Annotated in this window: 19 protein-coding genes; 6 read left to right on the top strand and 13 right to left on the bottom strand. The window is 51.9% G+C overall.

Annotation, left to right across the window (positions count from 1 at the left end; genetic code table 11):
* Positions 1-114: 114 nt before the first annotated feature.
* Together V6D20_08930 and V6D20_08925 are read left to right on the top strand one after the other, a co-directional pair.
* Entirely contained in the window at positions 115-996 is an 882-nt protein-coding gene (locus V6D20_08930) for a tetratricopeptide repeat protein (GenBank protein ID HEY9815901.1), read from the top strand.
* A gap of 36 nt (positions 997-1,032) precedes the next feature.
* Positions 1,033-1,677 (top strand): ribonuclease H-like domain-containing protein, encoded by a 645-nt coding sequence (locus tag V6D20_08925; GenBank protein HEY9815900.1) that lies wholly within the window; start codon positions 1,033-1,035, stop codon positions 1,675-1,677.
* Between the two features lie 89 nt (positions 1,678-1,766).
* On the opposite strand, the gene V6D20_08920 is transcribed toward V6D20_08925, so the two are convergent.
* Entirely contained in the window at positions 1,767-3,416 is a 1,650-nt protein-coding gene (locus tag V6D20_08920; GenBank protein ID HEY9815899.1) for a radical SAM protein, read from the bottom strand.
* A 1,019-nt stretch (positions 3,417-4,435) separates the two neighbouring features.
* On the opposite strand from V6D20_08920, the gene V6D20_08915 reads away from it, so the two are divergent.
* Positions 4,436-5,425 carry a tetratricopeptide repeat protein gene (locus V6D20_08915; GenBank protein HEY9815898.1) on the top strand — a complete coding sequence of 330 codons (990 nt, stop codon included), beginning with the start codon at positions 4,436-4,438 and terminating at the stop codon, positions 5,423-5,425.
* Between the two features lie 267 nt (positions 5,426-5,692).
* Here the strand turns inward: V6D20_08915 and V6D20_08910 are convergent, their stop codons facing one another.
* Positions 5,693-5,890: a hypothetical protein gene (locus V6D20_08910; GenBank protein HEY9815897.1), complete on the bottom strand. Its 198-nt coding sequence runs from the start codon at positions 5,888-5,890 to the stop codon at positions 5,693-5,695.
* Between the two features lie 304 nt (positions 5,891-6,194).
* Entirely contained in the window at positions 6,195-6,764 is a 570-nt protein-coding gene (locus tag V6D20_08905; protein ID HEY9815896.1) for a zinc ribbon domain-containing protein, read from the bottom strand.
* Between V6D20_08905 and V6D20_08900 the strand changes: the two genes are divergently transcribed.
* Together V6D20_08900 and V6D20_08895 are read left to right on the top strand one after the other, a co-directional pair.
* Positions 6,763-6,897, top strand: a complete 135-nt coding sequence (locus V6D20_08900; protein HEY9815895.1) for a hypothetical protein — start codon at positions 6,763-6,765, stop codon at positions 6,895-6,897. The genes V6D20_08905 and V6D20_08900 overlap by 2 nt on opposite strands.
* Before the next feature lie 198 nt (positions 6,898-7,095).
* A complete protein-coding gene (locus tag V6D20_08895) occupies positions 7,096-7,353 on the top strand; it encodes a hypothetical protein (protein HEY9815894.1) in 258 nt (85 codons plus the stop codon).
* A gap of 93 nt (positions 7,354-7,446) precedes the next feature.
* Here V6D20_08895 and V6D20_08890 read toward each other — a convergent pair whose 3' ends face one another.
* From V6D20_08890 to V6D20_08845, 10 genes are all read right to left on the bottom strand, one after another.
* Positions 7,447-7,944 (bottom strand): GNAT family N-acetyltransferase, encoded by a 498-nt coding sequence (locus V6D20_08890; protein HEY9815893.1) that lies wholly within the window; start codon positions 7,942-7,944, stop codon positions 7,447-7,449.
* On the bottom strand, positions 7,935-8,114 hold the full coding sequence (locus V6D20_08885) for a hypothetical protein (protein HEY9815892.1): 180 nt from the start codon (positions 8,112-8,114) through the stop codon (positions 7,935-7,937). Before V6D20_08885 ends, V6D20_08890 begins: the two co-directional genes overlap by 10 nt.
* Positions 8,115-8,186: 72 nt before the next feature.
* Positions 8,187-10,067, bottom strand: a complete 1,881-nt coding sequence (locus V6D20_08880; protein HEY9815891.1) for a sodium:solute symporter family protein — start codon at positions 10,065-10,067, stop codon at positions 8,187-8,189.
* A gap of 69 nt (positions 10,068-10,136) precedes the next feature.
* Positions 10,137-10,652: a thermonuclease family protein gene (locus tag V6D20_08875; GenBank protein ID HEY9815890.1), complete on the bottom strand. Its 516-nt coding sequence runs from the start codon at positions 10,650-10,652 to the stop codon at positions 10,137-10,139.
* 13 nt (positions 10,653-10,665) lie between these two features.
* Positions 10,666-11,034, bottom strand: a complete 369-nt coding sequence (locus V6D20_08870; GenBank protein ID HEY9815889.1) for a 2Fe-2S iron-sulfur cluster-binding protein — start codon at positions 11,032-11,034, stop codon at positions 10,666-10,668.
* A 346-nt stretch (positions 11,035-11,380) separates the two neighbouring features.
* Positions 11,381-11,593, bottom strand: coding sequence for a DUF2281 domain-containing protein (locus tag V6D20_08865; protein ID HEY9815888.1), 213 nt, complete (start codon positions 11,591-11,593; stop codon positions 11,381-11,383).
* Between the two features lie 384 nt (positions 11,594-11,977).
* Positions 11,978-12,922, bottom strand: coding sequence for a 5'-nucleotidase (locus V6D20_08860; GenBank protein HEY9815887.1), 945 nt, complete (start codon positions 12,920-12,922; stop codon positions 11,978-11,980).
* A 255-nt stretch (positions 12,923-13,177) separates the two neighbouring features.
* Positions 13,178-13,618 carry a hypothetical protein gene (locus tag V6D20_08855; GenBank protein HEY9815886.1) on the bottom strand — a complete coding sequence of 147 codons (441 nt, stop codon included), beginning with the start codon at positions 13,616-13,618 and terminating at the stop codon, positions 13,178-13,180.
* Positions 13,619-13,671: 53 nt separating this feature from the next.
* Complete coding sequence (locus tag V6D20_08850; protein ID HEY9815885.1) at positions 13,672-14,592, bottom strand: hypothetical protein; 921 nt, start codon at positions 14,590-14,592, stop codon at positions 13,672-13,674.
* Positions 14,593-14,799: 207 nt separating this feature from the next.
* Positions 14,800-15,000 (bottom strand): hypothetical protein, encoded by a 201-nt coding sequence (locus tag V6D20_08845; GenBank protein HEY9815884.1) that lies wholly within the window; start codon positions 14,998-15,000, stop codon positions 14,800-14,802.
* Between the two features lie 88 nt (positions 15,001-15,088).
* Between V6D20_08845 and V6D20_08840 the strand changes: the two genes are divergently transcribed.
* Entirely contained in the window at positions 15,089-16,105 is a 1,017-nt protein-coding gene (locus tag V6D20_08840; protein ID HEY9815883.1) for an MBL fold metallo-hydrolase, read from the top strand.
* Positions 16,106-16,207: the final 102 nt, after the last annotated feature.

The raw sequence follows: 16,207 nt of genomic DNA, 5'->3' as shown, positions 1-16,207 counted from the left end.
TGACCTCAGATACCTTGTCCATCTGGTGGAATTGGGTGGGCAGAGATGGCAGGGTAGACCATAATAGGCGATAGAGTTTGGGAAGAGTCCGTGGTGAAATCACAAAATCGTTGGATGAAAACGTTGATCTTGGCGATCGCTGTTGTAGCCTTTGCGGGGTCAATGGTGGTGTTGCCGTTTGCTGGTGCCTTCCAAGATCGGGAGGAGTCGGTTTCACCAGGTACCCCAAGCGCTAACCCAACGGATGCGCGGCAGCAAGAATTGGCAGATCAAGCCCATGGTTATGAGCTGGTGCTCGACCGGGAGCCGGATAACGTGGTGGCCCTAGAGGGGTTGCTGGAAGTGCGCCTGGAAATGAGCGACATTGAAGGGGCGATCGTTCCCCTAGAACGCCTCGTGGAGCTTAATCCTGAGCAGTCTGACTACGCGGTCTTACTAGCCCAGGCTAGAGAACAGGTGGGCGATCGCGAAGGTGCGGCCCAAGCCTACCGGGATGTACTCTCGTCTCAGCCGGGTAATATGAATGCGCTGCAGGGTTTGGTGGCGTTGTTGGTGGGTCAAGAACGTCCAGAAGCGGCGATTGGGTTATTAGAAGATACGCTCCAGCTTGCTGACAATGCCAATCAGGTGCAGGCAGGCAGTGTGGATGTGGTGGCGGTGCAGCTTTTGCTGGGGCGTGTTTATGCGGAAAATGATCGCTATACCGAAGCTTTGACGGTATACGACGAGGCGATCGCTAAGGATGCCCTAGATTTCCGTCCGGTGCTAGCTAAGGCGATCGTGCTGCAAACCCTAGAGCGGAATGATGAAGCTCAACCGCTGTTTGAGCAGGCGGCAGCGATGGCTCCTGCCCAGTACAAAGACCAAATTAACCAAATTGCGGCAGGCGGTGTTGACGAAGCGGCGACTGCGGCGGACGAGGCCGGGGAGTCTGGAGCATCCGCAGAGTCGGGTGATGCGGTAAACTCACCTGTGGACGACTTGCCGACGCCCTAGGGCGGTCGCGGCGGATATAGCACTAGAAGGATAGGTATGGTGGGCATCACGGTGGATTTTACAGACTTTCAGGTTTTGGATGAGGATCTATCGGATGCCCTGCTGGAGCAGTACTTGCAGGCGGATGCGATCGCTGTGGATACAGAGACGATGGGGCTGTTGCCATGGCGCGATCGCCTCTGTCTAGTGCAGCTTTGTGATCCCCAGCGGCGGGGATCGGTGGTGCGTATTGCCCAAGGTCAGCAGCAGGCTCCCAATCTGAAAACCCTGATGGAAGCTGCCTCGGTCACCAAAATTTTCCACTTTGCTCGCTTCGACGTGGCGGCGCTCCAGCATCAGTTGGCGATCGCTGTGAATCCGATTTTCTGCACCAAAATTGCCAGCAAGCTAGCCCGCACCTACACGTCTCAGCATGGCTTAAAGTCCTTGGTGGCCGAATTGGAACAGGTGGAGCTGGATAAAACCGCCCAAAGCTCTGACTGGGGCAAGGTCAGCACCTTGTCGGAGGCGCAACTGCGCTACGCCGCTAATGATGTGCGCTATTTGGTGGATGTGCGGCTGAAGTTGATAGAGATGCTGCAGCGCGAGGGTCGCTGGCAACTAGCCCAGGATTGTTTCCGCTGCATTCCCACCTTTGCTGATTTAGATTTGATGCACTATTCCAATATTTTTGAGCACTAGGGTGGTTGAACCTGGGATCTCTGGCGTTGCCGGTCGATGAGTTGAATCTCTGGGGCTGTCAACACCTAGAAAATTTGGCAGGAGGTTTCTTAGGGAGCGATCGCGTCCCTAGTTTCCGATATGGCTGCGCTGGGAAAGAGTGCGGTAGCGCTGTCTAGATGTTTCTCCAGCGTAGTGACGGGGAGGGGCCCTTGAATGTGCTGCCAGGGCAACACTTGGTCGGTGCGCCAATGGTCATGGACGTAAAAGTCCAGATCCGGCAACGTACCGCGTAGATCCTTAAAAGCACGGCGGTAGCTGCCCAAGGAATCGCCATAGTGACGCACCCGTTCTAGCAAAGGCGCAATGCGGCGATCGCCTCGGGAGATCAATGCTTGAATCACAGACCAGTTGTAGCTTTCCGGGCGAAATTCCATGCCCTGGGGGCGCAGATGCTTCTGAAGAGACTTGAGGCGCTTCTCGGCCTGGCGGTTGACGCCAAACCACTGAAAAGGCGTGTGGGCTTTGGGCACGAAGGTACTGCAGCCTAGGGTGAGGCGCAGACCTGGAGCAGCACGTTTCAGCGATCGCATCATGGCCACCGTGGCCTCGATGTCCTCCGGTTCTTCTCCAGGGATGCCGACCATCCCGTAAAGCTTCAGGCTACTCAGACCACCGGCTTTAGCGTGAATAGCGGCTTCCACAATTTCATCGTTCTGTAGTTTTTTGTTGACAATCTGGCGGAGGCGATCGCTGCCGCTCTCCACGGCGATGGTGATCGAGCGGCTGTCGTGCTTCACCAAGGTTTCCGCCAAGTGCTGGGTGACCGTATTGGTGCGCACGGAGGCGATGCTGAGGCGCACGTGGTCGTACTGGGGACGGTTGAGATGGGTGAGCAGATCGGTGAATTCCGGATGCTGGGTGACCGATGCTCCGAGGAGACCCAGGCGATCGGTGACCTGTAGCCCCCGATCAATGGCGGGGATCAGGGAAGCCTCTAGACTGGGGGTGCGAAACGGCAGGGTGAGGTAGCTCGCTAAGCAGAAGCGACACATCTCTGGACAACTGCGCACCACTTCCACCATATAGATGTTTTCCCAAGCGGCCTTCTCGGTGACTACGGTGGAAGTGGATAGGGTATTACCGCGATAGGTTTGTTTTTGCACCTGGGCGGGCAGGCTGCTGTCGAGGGGAGCGATCGCCTGAATCTCGCCATCAGCACTGTGGTAGGTGACGGCGTAGAGGCTGGGCACATAGACGCCAGGAACTTGAGCGAGGTGACGCAGTTGGGTGGCGCGATCGGCGTGGCGCACGGCTTTGTAGGCATCAATGAAATCACCGAGCAGCAGTTCTCCATCCCCCAGCAAGATGACATCAAAGAAATCGGCAAAGGGTTCGGGGTTAGCGGTAAGAACAGGGCCGCCGCCAAAAATCAGCGGAGCAGCAGCGGTGCGATCGCGGCTCCAGATGGGCAAGTCGAGGGATTCGAGCAACGTCAGTACATTTACGTAATCTAACTCCCAAGAGAGGGAGAGCCCTAGGAGTTCTGGCTGCTGGGGTAGGGGATCATGTCCATCGGTGAAGAGGCGGCTCACCTGAAGATCAGGGCGCATCGCTAAGGTTGCCCACACCACTTGATAGCCCAAACTCGTGATGCCAATGGTGTACTCGTTGGGGAAGGCAAAAATAGTGGCGATCGCGTCCTCATGGGGGATAGCGGGCTCAAACAATAACCGTTCAGCAGTCCAGACAGCAGTCACAGGCACCTTCAATAGAACGACGGAGAGCAGCGAAGGGGCAAGACCTAGGTAGGTAACCCTTCGCAGATATTTAGATGAGAGGAGCGCCACGGATTCCAGCCAGCTAGGACGGAAATGGGCCCTCGCTCATGCCAAAGAGCAGGAAACCTAGGGAGCTCTCTCAATCTAGTCTAGTTTTTAGGAGGCTGCCTCAACCGTTTTGGCAAAACTTTATAGTTTGGCATCTCCGCAAGTTTATGGATACTTTAAGAATCCTCGTTGAAATTACGCAGGTCTTAGGGTGGGATACTAAAAACCTGAAATAGGATTCAGAACTTCTTCATAAATGCGTGAGTAGTTGCTAGGTCAGCGATCGCTGGCCTTGTAGCGCGCAGTAGCCCTACATCAAGAGACAGCAATGTGTAAACCCTGTTCATAATTGTTAAGACAATCTGCGTAGATCCTCTCCTTTTTGTGATGTCATAGCGCAAAACCAGCACAGATGACTTCAGAGCATCTACCGTGTTCGTTCATCAAAATTTCATATACATATAGAGGTATGGAAACTTTTCATAAGTTGCGCTAAGACAAATTTGAATCTCTTGAGTGATCTAGGTCAAGATGAATCTATTGATACATCTTCTATAGGACTAACGTGGCCCTATATAGGATATAGATAGCTCAAGCCTTAATGATTATGGGCTGACTGCTCTCAAATGTTTAGGCTAAAGGGTGCGGCGTGCGACGTAACTAGCCGATGACACAGATGAATGTCTATAGCAAGCTGGTCAGATTGCCAGCATGGACTCAGTCCCACCGACTCAGTTTATAGGTAAGACCTTCAGGCTTAATCACGTGAGTTGGTAGACATTTCGTTTGAACTAAAGCTCAAGTTCCTTGTAGGAATTGTATTAAGTCATTGGGAGAGTATTGGCGGCCCCATTGCATCAGCATTTAGGATGGGTACGATGCTATATAAGAAAATCTACGAGCTACAGGGGACGTTATCGACGCCGCTATGTAGTGAGTCAAGTAGGGGTATGTCTAGCCAAGACAAGCAAGGGGTTGAAAGCGCCGCCGACCGTGCATTGAAATCGGGTGTTGATCTGTATCATCACCGGCGCTTTGATGAAGCGATTGGCCTGCTGCAACAGGCCTTAATGGACTACCAACACGAGCACAGCTCTGAAGGGCTGGGGCGAACCCACAGTGCCCTAGGGTTGGTCTACTATGCCTTAGGCAACTACCGCGACTCGATTACTGAAGCTCACCAAGGCTTAGATGCGGCCCGTCATGCAGGCGATCGCCGCACGGAGCGCCAGGCTTTAGGTACTCTGGGTAATGCCTATCGTCACATGGGCAACCATGAGATTGCCATTACCTACAAGCTGGAAAGTCTTAATATTTCTCGGGCTATTGATGATCAGCGGGGTGAGGTGGCTGCGCTGAACAATCTGGGTATGGCCTATAAAGCGATTGGAGATTGTGACACAGCGATCGCTTTTTATGAACAGGCCCTAGCCTTGGTTCGCCCTATGCATGACCTGCGGGTTGAAAGTCAAGTCTTGCGTAATCTTGGCAATGCCCATCATTCTAATGCCAATTATTCCAAAACCCTTGACTATTATGAGCAACTGTTGGTCGTCACTCGGCAAATGGACGATCTCCGCACCCAAGGGCAAGTGCTGAAAAACTTGGCCAGCGTTTGCTATGCGGCGGGACAATTGCCGAAAGCCACCGACTATCATCGCCAGCGTCTAGTACTGGTGCGATCGCTCTGTGATCGACGGGCGGAGGAGCAAACCCTAGAAAATCTGGGGGTGATCTACGATGCCCTGGGTGAATACGATAAGTCTATTTACTACTACGAACAGCGCTTAGAGGTGGTGCGCAGTTTGCCAGATTGGGAACTGGAGCGGCAGACGCTGAAATGCTTAGAAAACCTCTGCCATGCCATTGGTGACTATGCCCGCATGAGTCGCTATACCCATGAAGCGATCACGCTGGATAGCCAAGGGGCTGTGGCCTAGTGTTTCTTCACCAGGCAGGTTCCGAAACCTAGAACTGCCTTTCCGGCTGTCGAGCGGCTCACTATCCACTCCCATACAATCCGGTGCAAGTGCGACAGGATCTGTCCCTATTCCTGGGGCTGTTCCAGCACCCATTCCCCTTCCTGGCTGAGCATAGGTGCTGAATTACCCATACACTAAACCCCGAACTAGAACAGCTCGGGGCAGAGGTAGGGTTATAAAACTGTAAACCAACCCATCAGTCATGATGATCAACGGCTGTCTAGCTTAGTAGGCAAGGGTTTCTAAGGTTTCCCGAAGATAGCTAGAGACAAGCTGGTCGAGCGTCCAATCTTGGCGATCGCTGACTCCGCTCTTTTCCTGCTGCCAACGTTTAAAGCCAGAACTGCTAGCGATCGCCCGCTTCAGGTTGCTCCAAATTGCATCATCCGATAAACCGGTTGGACTATTTGACAGTGTTGTCATAGAACGTGTCACCTTGAATCTACAAGCTTAATCGCCACGAGCAACTGACTTGAGCGGCTGCTCCTCAGAGTTGGAACAGGCTAGAACACATCCAGGCTTGATGCTCTCCGTGCCTTGGAGGCATTGGGCTTGTGATGCACGGAGCATGGATGATTTTGAGTGGGTGCAGTTGCTCAATAAAACTTAAGTCTCTCTAGGATAGCGTAGTGCATCCGGCTGCGGTTGTGCTGTGAGACACCGTTCTACCCCACAGCTCGGCGATCGCCCCCTAGGAGCCCAGAGAGAATTACCGTTTAGTCGTCTATTATCCCCCAAGGGCGTGGCCACAGGCGGCACAAAAGCGATCGCTGGCTTGGACTGGCGCACCACATTGGCTACAAAACCGCCGGGCAGACGGCGTAGGAGAACTTGAGGCGCTAGCTTCAGCCCGGAGGGTCATGTCCCCCATCCGCATTTCCATGGGCTGCATCGACATTTGCATGTTGCCCATTTGCATCGACAAGGGCCTCATGGGCTGCATCGGTGTCATGGGTGGTATGGAGGCCATGGGCTTCATGGGAGCTGCTACTGGATCATCAACCCACTGCAGCGGCAGGGCTTGGGCGTCGGCGATCGCTGGAGGAGCGGCCAGCAGTTGGAGGCTGGTGCCTTGGATGCATAGGTAGCGATCGCCTTGGGTCGTGGCTAGTTGGATGATACCGCCTTGCTGGGTGCGATAGAACCTGGGTGGTGCCGTCCAGGAGCCGGTCATCAGGCTAGTGCTGGCCTGCTGCTGCTGCCCGGAGGCCATGGAGGCTAGGGTCACGACTGTTTGATCGCCAGCATTGTGGACGTAACACTGTTGCCCTGGATAAAGTTCAGTTGCGTAAGCCATGGGCTTGCCTGGAATGGACGACTGGTTTTATTGTGAGGGACAATCGGCAGCGATCGCTCATCCGAAAGCTTCTGTTAACCTTTGCCGCGCCGATGAGCTGTCGGCGGATCGTTCTCCTCACATTCCCCGATAGGGATAGCACGTCTGGTCAGCGACCTAACCTCGTTCAACCTGAGGTTGAGGACTCGGGCTCGATTGGGATGGCATTCCTTGGGTAATCTCATTCAAGAATTAGAGCATTCCAGGTGTGTGTCGCCAGGTGAGGACATCCTCACTGCAAAACGTGCGTAAACTCGTTACACTTTGTAAAGAAGAGTTAACACATTGTTACATGCCCAACTTGTTAGATGCTACTCGTCAATATTGGAGAAACCTCGACCAGTTGGAAGCTGCCTATCAGCGAGGCGAGATCTCGCTAGCGGAGGTTGATCAGCGAGTCGCGGTGCTCATGGCAGATCTGGGACAGGAGCGTCGGGCTGCCTTGAGGTTTCTGTGGGACAACCTGCTGCGCACTTGGTCGGAGCAGCGAGACCTTTGGTTGGGGACTGCAATGGTTCTAGTGCTTTGCTACGTTTGGATTAGCGTCTAAATCAGCACGTTGGGTGAAACGTAGCCGCTGCTGACGTTCTACGACGGCTCACCCCGGACATTGCTGCATCTCGTCCCCCAACTCCGCACCGATCTAGGTCAAGAGCTTCACCATCCACAAAGACTGAGCGCGATAGCCTAGGGTTTGGTAAAGGTGCAGGGCCGGTTGATTATCCGAAAACACTTGCAGACCGACTTGGCGATCGCCCCGCTGCTGGCTCCAAGTTTCCACCTGTTGCATGAGCGCCCGTCCGAGACCGCGCTGCCGATGAGCTGGCATCACGTAGAGCAGAAAGATATGAGCATGGCGATCGCCGGTGATTTGGTCAATGGCATTGCCGGCCCACACCCCCGCTACCGGTGTAGAATCTTGCTCGCTACCCTCCTCAGGATTAGCAAGGGCCCACCACAGCGGCGTATCGCTGGATAAATACTGATCAACCGTCTGGGCCAGATGCCCAAAGGAGCGATCGGGATGCCGTTCTTGGTAGGTGCGCTGCATGAACTTCACCACCTGAGCGCGGTCTAAACTACTGCCGCGCTTGAGGTGATACCCCGGCACCAAGGGCGATCGCTGGGGGTTTAGCTCCATACTCGATCCCATGAAGGGGACGGCTCAATCTGGGCAAGATCTGGATCTTCAATGGGGGCGGGGGCGGCCATGTCGGAGGGGAGGAAAATCCGAGAACTCACGGCCAGCAGGGCCACCAAGAAGACTAAAACGATCAAAAACGGTGCGATATATTGCCGGAAAATAGCCATTGGGGTCTCTCAATCTCAACAGATGATCGGGTTATTTACATTTTGCAACATTATGGAGCCGGGGTGGTTGTTCTAGGCATGGGGATCTTCGGTACCCGGTCGGGGAATGCGTAGACCATGGGCGCGATCGCACCGCCGGAGCCACATCCAGCCCAGTACCGCGATCGCCAAGGAGATGAACCCCGTGGTCGATTGCAGCAGCAGGAAGCCGCCGACGGTGAACATGGAGCCAAAGAGCACCAGGATGGCCGCTAGCACCCGCTGGAGATCTTGCTGGAGATTTTGGGCGGGCAGGAGTCCTGTGCGCGATCGCTGCCGGGCCCAGCCCGGGCCCCCCGGCCGCACCCGTCGGTAGAAGTCATCTAGGGTTGCGTCCGACTCGGGAGGCGTCAGCAGCAGCGTTACGCCCCAAATCACCGTTGTAACGCTGGCAATGAACAACAGCCGCAGACCAAAATCGGCAAAAATCTGGGTTTGCATCACCGACAGTCCACTGCGCAGCCCCGGGCCAATGCCGGGGATCTGAAATAGCCCGTTGTTGGGCATTTCATCCACATTGGGCAAACTGCTGAGGATGCCAATCACAAAGCCGCCGACCATGGCTGCCAGCTCCGTCGCTGCATTGATACGCCACCAAAACCACCGCAAAATCAATACCAAACCCGGCCCCGTGCCAATGGCAATCACCAAGCGAAAGACTGCGGCCACGTCGCTGGAATAGAAGGCCGCGATCGCACCCAAGACGGTCACAATAACCGACGCCAGCCGTCCTGCCAGCACCAGCTCCGCCTGGGTGGCCGTGGGGCGCATGAAGCGGGCGTAGAGATCATTGGTCAAATAGGACGCACCCCAGTTAATCAGGGTAGACACCGTACTCATAAAGGCAGCAATCAAAGACGCCACCACCAGCCCCAGCAGCACCGGCGGCAGAAAATCGAGCATCAGTTTGGGGTAGCCCAGTTCGCGATCGCCCAAGTCGGGATAGACCACCAGCGCCACCAGCGCCACCACCACCCAAGGCCAGGTGCGCACCACGTAGTGCAGGATATTGAAAAACCAGGCAGCTTTTTCTGCCTCCGCCTCCGTCTTAGCCGCCGCCAGCCGTTGGATAAACTCACCGCCGCCATCACTGCGCCGAAAAGCCCACCATTGCAGAAAAATATAGGCCAAAAACGTACTGACGCTGATGCCCGCCATTTCACTCCAGGCCAGCCAGCCGCCCTCGCCGCCAATGCGCACCGGCACCAAGGTCAACACGTCTTGGGCAGAATGCTGCTGCACCTGCTGCACCAGTTCGCGCATCCCGCCCACATGATTCACGGCAGCGATCGCCACCACAATGGCCCCAAACAACGCTAGAAAAAACTGGAAAAAGTCCGTCACCACCACGCCCCAGAGACCCGACACCCCAGCGTAGAGCAGCACAAAGATACTCACACCCACCACACTCCACAGCTTTAGGTTATCCCCTGGCGTAAATCCCAAGCTCTGCCAGAGTTCCAGCGCATCCACCACCTTCACCATGGCCAGCATGGCGTAGCCAATGCCAATGCAGTTGATCGGCACGGCAAACAGGAACGCTTTGATGCCCCGCAACACCGCCGCCATGGAACCGCCGTAGCGCAGTTCGGTGAGTTCTGCATCAGTGACAATTTCCGATCGCCGCCACATGCGGGCGAAGACGTAGATCATCACCACATGGGTCATGCCAAAGCTCCACCATTCCCAGTTGCCGGCAATGCCGCGCGTACCCACCACCCCGGCAATATAGAGAGGTGTATCAATGGAAAAAGTTGTGGCGGCCATACTGGTGCCCGCCAGCCACCAGGGCAGCGATCGCCCCGATACAAAGAAATCGACCAAACTGCCCGAGGCCTTCCCCGATAGGTATAACCCTAGCCATAGGGTCAGCAGGAGATATACCAATACAACAAGCCAGTCGAGTAGAGTCATGGCGATTGGGGTCAGGATTACAGCTAACCCTGGACACTACACCGCTTCTGTCCTGTCGTCAATCGTTGTTCAGGATGCATCGGGCAGGGACTGGCGAAATTCGGTCGGGGTTTGGCGCAGGGGCTGATCAGGATTCCAAATGCCGCGACCCAAAGCCCGGGCCACCATTTGAGCCTGCTGAAAGCGATCGTCATAGCGCAGGTTGGGAGCACGGGCGATCGCCAACCCCCAGCCTTGAGCAATCATGCGCTCATTCACCAACTGCCCATCCTGCCAAACGTAGGCCAATTGCCGCCCATAACTATCCGCTGGTTCCACACCCGGCTCTAGACCCACCGTCTGTCCTTCCAGCCATTCCGCCAAATAGGCCTGGGCTGCCTCTCCCCACGGCTCCTGCCGCAGATCCGGCGCATCCAGACCTAACAGTCGAACCGTTTGGGGCTCTGCCGGGCCGTTGGGGAGCAGCACTTCTAGGGTTTGCCCACTCACCACCCGCACGACTTGGGCCGGATGGGTTGCCGGTTCTGCCGCACAGGCAACCCCCGTCCAGCTCAGCACAACCAGCACCAACGCTAGCCACCGCATCCTCAGTTGCTTTCTAGTCTTCATCAAGGGGCAACCCCCGGCGTACTTTACCCTTGCCAAAATAGCGCCCAAATTGAAGCTCATACACTTCATCTTCATCCTGGGTTTCCACTTCCACATCCGAACAGGGATAGCTGACACAGAGCAAGGCATAGCCCTTTTCCTGTAGATGAGGCGAGAGGCCCATGGCTTCTGGCTGATGCACTTCGCCAGAGAGTAATCGCCCTGCACAGGCCGTGCAAGCACCGTTACGACAGGAGAAGGGAAGTTCGACGCCCTGATTTTCGGCACTGTGGAGAATGTAGCGATCGCTTGGCACCCGAACGCAGTGGGAGGTGCCGGTTTTGCGATTGTGAATGCGAATTTGATACGAGTCAGTCATGAGAGTTTTATAGAGCTAATACTATGGTGAGATCTAGAACTATTAAAGGTGGTCTTGGAGGCTGGAGATTCTCCTAACAGGCAGTCCTAGATAGTTTTATACTCCCACACTTGCTCAATGACATGCATGAAATCTTCGATGAAGCGATCGCTCTCTACCCTGCCGGCAGCGATCGCTCTCCAGCGCGTGACCGATATGCCAATGAAAGCGATCATCGCTATGTGAATGCTATGAGATGAGTTGGGTGTGCTTCCTCGATCCAATCCAGCTATCCCGTGGTTTGTTGATGCCTTCCACTGGTCTATCTTTCTAGCACCGATTTTGTCAGCTCAATTTCCGATAAGATCTAATCTTCAAGAGGTGCATCAAAGTCATCCGGCAAGGGCAAAACAAACGTGCCTTTTAAGATGCCCGATCGACGTTTCTTTTGTGATGTCTTCTCCTCAGTATTTACTTTTGAATAGTTTTCAATTAAATATTTTGCGTAATGCAAAACCTCTTGCTTCAAGGGCTCTGGCATTTGGGTGATCGTTTGTAAGATTTCTGCATCTACAGTCATACTTTGTTCTCCTTTTATGTGACAACATAGGTGACTCCCATAATCGAGGAAACCCAGATCTAGTATGAGCGATCGCGTCCTGAACGACTATATGAATGCCTGATCAATCGTAGTCAAAAGGGCTCAATCAGCTCAAGCTAGTCACTGGTATAGGCTTTACTTAACCTGAGTTCGGGATAAGCTGAAAGCCTCATTCTCTCGTGGACTGAGAGCTTGATTCTTTCGTCCAACAAGCTGGAAAATCCCCTTAACCCGAACTGACGTTACTTAGCACTCTCACGGAGCTGTAGCTGTAGCAATCTCAGCCTAGTGCTGCTGAACCAGGGTATAAACCTCTAGATAGAAGCTTTGAAACTCCATGCAAAAGTTTGCGGAGTCATACTACTATTCAGCAGCGCCTTCATTTTTTTTATTGGCAATACCAAATGGAATATGAACCATAGGTATGTCGCCAGCCTCTGATTCTAAGTGACTTCGTTGATCATCAAAAAACATATGAGGCTTTAATCTAGATAGAATTCTATCTTTGACCATCCCTCCAAGAAAAAACATTTCATTAGCACTTACACCCCAGCTTTCCAAAGTGGTAATAACACGCTCGTGAGCCGGAGCATTTCTGGCAGTAACAATTGCTGTAGTTAGTATTCGCTTGTAATTTATGTCACGATCCAATTCACGATCTTCCAATTTTTGAAGAAAAGATAGTTTTTTAAACAAGTCAGCCAGAGGTCCCGGCTTATGTGGTATGTCAGTTTTTTTTACCTCATACGCGTGGAAATCTGGGAGGTTACCACCCTTAAAAATCAATTCTGCTTCATCATCGGCTATGACACCATCAAAATCGAAGGCAATTCTTAAATCTTCATGCTCGTCATCATTTACTATTTTGCTCGGTAGAACCACACCCGCAGGATAGCCAGCATCTATCGCTTTTTGTACATCCTCCTCATTGGCGGTGAGAAATAATGAAGTATTGAATGCAGGAATGTACTCATAAGGGGATCTCCCTTCCATGAAAGCGGCTCTCGATATATCTAGTCCATAATACTGTATAGACCTAAACACTCTTTTACCTGTAGCTGCAGAATTCCTAGATAATAAAACTACCTCAACTGGCAATTCATCTGGAAATCTTCTATTTATTCCTAAAAAACGTTTAATAAATGGAAAAGCTACGCCTTTACCAAGAATCTCATTAAGATTGTCTTCTTGAAATCTTTTATATGCTTTGGGGCCCTTCTCGACGAAAACTTTGTTGGACTCAGTTAAATCAAAAAGTGCACTCGATGAAACAGCAATAACTAATTTTCTTTCAATCGGATATGGCATGCGCTTTTCTTGAAGTTGAACTATTGTTTTTTAGGACAACCAGCCAGATCATCATTGAATATCACCTCCAGTAAGTTGAACTAAGCTGAAACAAACACACCTCAAAACGTATGATTAGTCAACAAAGTGACGTACACGTAGAGACTATATCTGTAGGCTTTATCTGTAATTGTATAAACTTTTTCGAGGAGTCACTTGGTGCGAAAACACCCGGCGTGTGATGGACTGCGAGGATTCGTGAGAATTTTCTCCATACTACCTATCACGGATAAACGCATCTGTTCTAGAAACTACTATATGTTCAGAAAACTCATCAGATACTTTGCAAGACTCAGCATGAATTTGCTCAATTTTCTTACGGAGAAGCTGAATTAGATATTGACTTTTTGCAATAAAGCGTAGAACATCCGAGTAAGTATAAACATGACCATTAATCAGATGCCATCTACGGGTTTTGTAGAGTTGCTCATAGAATCGCTGAATCTGCGATCTGATGAAGATGCTTATAAAACTATCTACATTGTTGTCTAGTGCACCCAGGGCATGAAGTTTAGCAAGAGCTTCATGAAAAAGACCGTCTACATCCCCCGCTCGGATTTCATTAAAAACATTTCGCCAAAACATGTCCCACTCTGAGCCAGAGTAGAGCAGAGCTTCAATCTCATCAAGAAGACCACGAGCCTGGTCGATGTTCATTGTGGAAGTCCTAATAATTCAAAATTTATTTGCTTTGTTACTAAGATGAGAAATTAACTGTTAAGATATTCCATAACCTGCTTGTCGAAATGTTCGAAGAACTGAGCATCTTGTTGATGAACTTTTGCAAGCAGGGCATTACGTTTAAAAAATGTATGATGATCAATAATTTGACCAACTTGATTAACGAGTTGGAACGCACCAGCAGCTAAGAGAGGCACAGAGATTACACTTAGCACAGGAATTAAAGTAGGAATGAATGCAGGAATAGCTGCAAATGCTCCGCCGCTTACACCACCCATAACAGCACCTTCAACAGCATCTAGAAAAACTTCTGTGATAGCGTGGTCTATTTCCATTTCGCCACGCTCAACTGCCAGAAAATGCTCTAGCCCTGAAATGATCGTGGCAGCAACAGCTCCAGTGATGGCACCAATAGCAGCAGCATTACCAATCTCAGCCATGGCAGCTTTTAATCGATAGTTGCTAGTTGCCTGATTGGGATTTTTAGCTCCTTTACTGACTTCAGATGCGGAAACATTAGATTCTTTGACATTGGGATTTGTGGGCTTACGAGTTTGTCCCTTTGGAGTTCTAATCTCCTGTTGCTCATAGCCTCCACTTTTGACAGCGTTATCTGCTGAACGAGAATTGAGCTTTAGTTGTTGTTCTTGAACTATGTTACCAGACGTTCTGGACTTAACCTGAATGTCAGCTGAGTTCTTGACATTAACACTAGGAACCTCAACTTTACAGCTTCCTCCCTGACTGATCACCTGATCCATTGCATCCAGATATTCAAAAGCAAATCCTTCCCTAGAAGGAGTTGAGGCATTTGCTGTCCTGGACATTTTCGTTTTAAATTGGCGACCGATGTCTTGAACATTTTGCGATACGAACCGGGCATCTCCATTGGCTTGAAAACCAGCACCAGCAGAGAATTGAGAACTGGCAGATTTTTCGTTGAATTCCATTTTTTTTGTGTCAGCGAAGAGAGGAAGCGTCTACTAGCATATTGTAAGCGCTCTACTTCCTTAGTGTCCACTTTAAGTCAGCTCTCAATGCTCACAGACAACTAGAATAATATCTCACCGACTGTAGATTATTTAGCTAGATCTTGCCTTAAAGTTAACACCTGCTTTAGGGGCTTGTAAAGATATTGAGCGATCGCTCTCCTCAAATCACACCAAGAGCGATCGCTGTCGAACATTCAAGCTAACTTTGTTGATCGACAGGTAAGGTGAGCCCTGCCGATCCATTTCAGTCAACAGGGGGCTAGGTGCATGGTTGGGGATCGGGGTCGATGGATAGATGACCGGCAGGTGTACCGGATTCTTCCTCAAGGCGATCGCTCTCTTGTTCCCGGTTAGCTTAGCGTTCACGGCTGAGGTATAGCTAGTGCGTCTGGAAGTTTGCTTGTAATATTTATGGAAACGATTCATGTTTGCCACAAATTTTGCGAGAAAATCCATGAAGCAACTTCGTAGATGGGCATTGGGGCTGATCATTGCCCTGGCTGCCTTAGTAGGCGTTGTGGGGCTGCAAGCGCCAGTTCCAGCCCAAGACGCTCCAGTCCAGGAAACTCCTGAGGTGACTCTAGAAATAGCTGGGCTCACCGTGGAAGAAGTCGCCGAGGGTGTCTATACCTTGGTGGCTAGCACCGACTTTCCGCCCGCAGACTTTGCCACGACCGCCATTTGCAACGTCACGATTGTGGTTGGTTCCGATGGGGTGTTGGTTCTCGATACCTTTCAGAACCAAGCTTTGGCAAACCTAGCGTTTGCAACCGTGGCAACCCTCACAGACCAGCCCATTCGCTACGTCGTTGATACCCACTATCACTTCGATCATTCCGGTGGCAATGCAGCAGCGGAGGCACTAGGACTGCCGATTTTAGGACGGGGCCCCATCCGCGAGTTTATGCTAACCCGCAACCAGGAACTCGATCCGACCGTGACGCCGCCAAGTGTGGTGGTGAATGGAACTTGGGATCTATGGTTGGGCGATCGCCAAGTCCAGTTGGTTGAATTTGAAGGTCATTCCGGTGGCACCGATTTGGTGGCCTATATCCCTGACGTGGATGTGTTGGTGACGGGGGATATGTTATTTGCTGAGCGGCTACCCTACCTGGCAGATGGTAATATTCGGGTGTGGCAAGATAACTTGGAGATGTTGGCAGAAAACTACAGCACCGCAACGGTGGTGCCTGGGCACGGGCCAGTGGGCGATCGCACCAACCTAGATAACCTAAAGGGCTATCTAAGCACCTTAGAAACCCTAGCCCTGCAATGGAAAGAACAGGGACTATCGCTTGAGCAGGCTCTTGAACAAGCCTCTCTACCTGAACCCTACGCTAGCTATGGCTTTCAGGGTATGTTTTCTGGCAATGTGGAAGTCGCCTATCAGCAGATCACCTTGGGGCATGATGATGCGGCGTCCATTCGCACCTATTTCCAAGCGCAAGCGCCGGAGTTGCAAGCGCTGTAGGCGATTCTTATCCATGTTTGATGCATAGAGCGCACTCAGAACGGCAGACGATTGGCTTATCCCAGTTGTCTGCCGTTGTTCTTTCCGCGGCTCTGTATTGTC

The sequence above is a fragment of the Candidatus Obscuribacterales bacterium genome (assembly GCA_036703605.1).
GTDB lineage: Bacteria > Cyanobacteriota > Cyanobacteriia > RECH01 > RECH01 > RECH01.
This window is presented reverse-complemented; position numbering and strand designations above follow the sequence as displayed.